The organism is Pedobacter sp., assembly GCF_045628745.1.
Classification (GTDB): Bacteria; Bacteroidota; Bacteroidia; order Sphingobacteriales; family Sphingobacteriaceae; genus Pedobacter.
In genome coordinates, this window is the sequence record NZ_JAZQPU010000018.1 from 1 (window position 1) to 2,901 (window position 2,901).

At 40.8% G+C, this 2,901-nt stretch carries 3 protein-coding genes; all 3 read left to right on the forward strand.

Annotation, left to right across the window (positions count from 1 at the left end; all coding sequences use genetic code 11):
• On the forward strand, window positions 1-904 hold a 904-nt coding region (locus tag ACR2F7_RS00820; RefSeq protein ID WP_432711712.1), incomplete at its 5' end, for a SusD/RagB family nutrient-binding outer membrane lipoprotein.
• Window positions 905-928: 24 nt separating this feature from the next.
• Window positions 929-2,464 (forward strand): DUF5689 domain-containing protein, encoded by a 1,536-nt coding sequence (locus ACR2F7_RS00825; protein WP_432711713.1) that lies wholly within the window; start codon window positions 929-931, stop codon window positions 2,462-2,464.
• 181 nt (window positions 2,465-2,645) lie between these two features.
• A partial coding sequence (locus ACR2F7_RS00830; protein WP_432711714.1) for a hypothetical protein occupies window positions 2,646-2,901 on the forward strand: 256 nt, incomplete at its 3' end.

Below are 2,901 nucleotides of genomic sequence, written 5' to 3' on the forward strand. Positions count from 1 at the left end.
TGCTCCTGATGTTGTAGGTAACAGTGATCCTGTATTTGGCGGTAAAGCAGCCAATTGGCGCAAATTTGGAAACTCTCTTTATTTAAGGTTATTGTTGCGGGTATCAGGCAAAGCCGAAGTTTCCGCAGAAAGTATTGCTAAAATAAAGGATATGGTTAACACCAATGCTTCCAGCTATCCTATCATTACCAGTAATGCGGAGTCGGCTATTTTAAAATGGACTGGCATTGCACCATACGTATCTCCATATGTGTCTGTAAGGGTACAAGATTGGCCAGCACCTAAGCTAGCGGAATTTTTCGTCAGTAACCTTACTAAATGGGCAGATCCACGAATTGCAAAATGGGCTACAACATCTCTTGGTGCGTATGCAGGTATTCCAAGTGGTTATCCGGTAGGTCAAACGCCGGTTGGTCGTTCATACCAACCGCTGACCTTGCAGTCAGAGCCTTTGCTTGGTAACATCATGAATTATGCTGAAGTACAGTTTATTTTAGCAGAAGCTGCTACTAAAGGCTTCATTACAGGTACGCCTGCCACTTATTACCATAACGGCATTTTAAACAGTATCTCTTTATGGGGTTATACACCTACGGCTACCTATCTTTCAGATGCCGATCTAACTTGGGATGACGCAGCGACACTGGAAGAGAAAATGGAAATGATCCATGTGCAAAAATATTATGCCCTTTTTATGACTGACCTTGAAGGGTGGTTTGAGTACCGCCGCACCGGACATCCTGTTTTACCTAATGGTGGTGGTTTGAGAAATAATGGGGTGATGCCAGCAAGACTTAATTACCCAAATTATGTGGTATCTGCCAACCCAGATCATTATAAGGCTGCGGTGGCAGCACAAGGCCCTGATGAAATTTCTACACAAGTGTGGTGGCAAAAACCATAAATACTTTAAACCAGCATTAAATATATGAAAAAGATATTCTTAAATACAATAGCACTTATTACTTTCTCCATCACCTTGATGGCTTGCAAAAAAACAACTGAAGCAGAGGGCACTTTAAGTCCTATCATCGCCATTAGCGATTTAAGAGGTCTTTTTAAGGGGAATGATATTCCTTTAAATCCAGAAACGATGTTCGGTGCCAGGCAGATTGTAGGCATCGTCATTTCCGATCATACAGAAGGTAATGCTCCTTCAGGATTATTAGTTTTACAAAATAACCGTCGTGCTAAGGTAAGAGGTATTGCCATTCCTATTGGCGAAGCTGCAGCAAGTTATATGCCTGGAGATTCCATTATGGTAAATGTTGACGGTGGAACATTAAAAAGGGTAAATGGTATGCTGCAAATTACAGGCATTAATAATTCACAAGTTACAAAAGTTTCCTCAGCAAATGTGCTGCTGGCTAAGAGGGTAACCAGCAACCTTATTGTGGCCAACCCTGATACCTATGAAAGTACATTGGTGGCCATTACAAAAGCCGGCTTTGATCCCTTACCAGCTCCTACAGATGTGTTTTCTGGCGATAGGTTATTGAATGATGGTTTTGATAATATCATGATGCATACTCAAAGTGCCGCTGCATTCGCCAAATCGCCACTGCCGGTGAGTGCTAATTTTACGGGTATTATTCTGGGTGCCTTGGGCGAAGCCGATAAAATTGTACCCCGGTTATGGGTAAGAAAGAGCGAAGATGTAAAAACATTAAGTTCCGTGATCAGTATCAGTCCGATTATCATTACCGGTTTTATGGGAGATGCACGTGGAAGTGATGGTAATTACGAATACTTACAGTTTATGGCCACAAGGGATATTGATTTCGCTGTAACGCCTTTTTCTGTGGTAACTACCAATAATGCTGGGGCATCTACCCCCACAGGTTATCCTGCAAAAGGCTGGGCCACAGGAGGGCTAAGGACTTATAAATTTAACCTTACCACAGGAAAAGCAGCCAAAGGTACTTACTTTTATGTAGGGGGAACAGCTAAAAAGATATCTGGCTCAGCTTCGACAGATATCAGCGCAGCGAATTGGATAACGGCATTCAATTATTCTACTAACGATGGTCAGGGATTTGGCACTAAAACTACTGGATTGTTGGCTAATAGTGGTAATGCCGCAGGCTTTGCTGTCTTTGAAGGAACTAACATTACAGTAGATTCAAAACCTTTGGATGTTATATTTTTTGGTGGAAATGGAAACTTGTTTAGTGCTGGTCCGCCGAGTATGGGCTACCGCATTACCACAACAGATTTTTACGATGAAAAAGATTTAATTACGCTGGTTGATCAGCCTTATTTTGCCAATGGAAGTAATACGTTAAAGTTTGCCTTCACTTTAGGCGAGGCACAGCCTACGCATGCTTATTTTGGGATGCTTGGTGGTGTTTATAATGCCAACCTGGGCAAGTGGACTAAAGTTAGAGCACTGCTTAATGTTACCGTAACTGATGAAGCTACCCTGGCTGATTTAGAAGGCAAGGGGGCGACCATGATTAATTAAAACATAATACTTAAAGATCATATAACCGCTCTATGATAGAAGGCATTTCAGCGATGGAATGCCTTATTTTTAATAAGCTACTAGGAGCTTAGCTATTCCAAAAGTAGAATTAATTCCTTGGGTTGATAAAATTTATCTAATACTAAAGGAATTATTCCTGATATTAGATAAAAAATATTTGATGAACACTATAGTCCAAACCAACCAAAATTCTCAACGCAGAATTACTGACCTTTTTATCGTAAATTTAGGGTATACCTACCTGGGCAATTGGGAAGAGCTTGGGAATAACAGTAATATAGAAGAACGCCATTTAAATCATTACCTAACCGCTCAAGGTTATAACAGCATTCAGATCAGTAAAGCACTTTTTGAATTGAGACAGGTGAGCAACAGCTTTAGTGATGACTTGTACCAGAAGAATAAAAAAATGTATA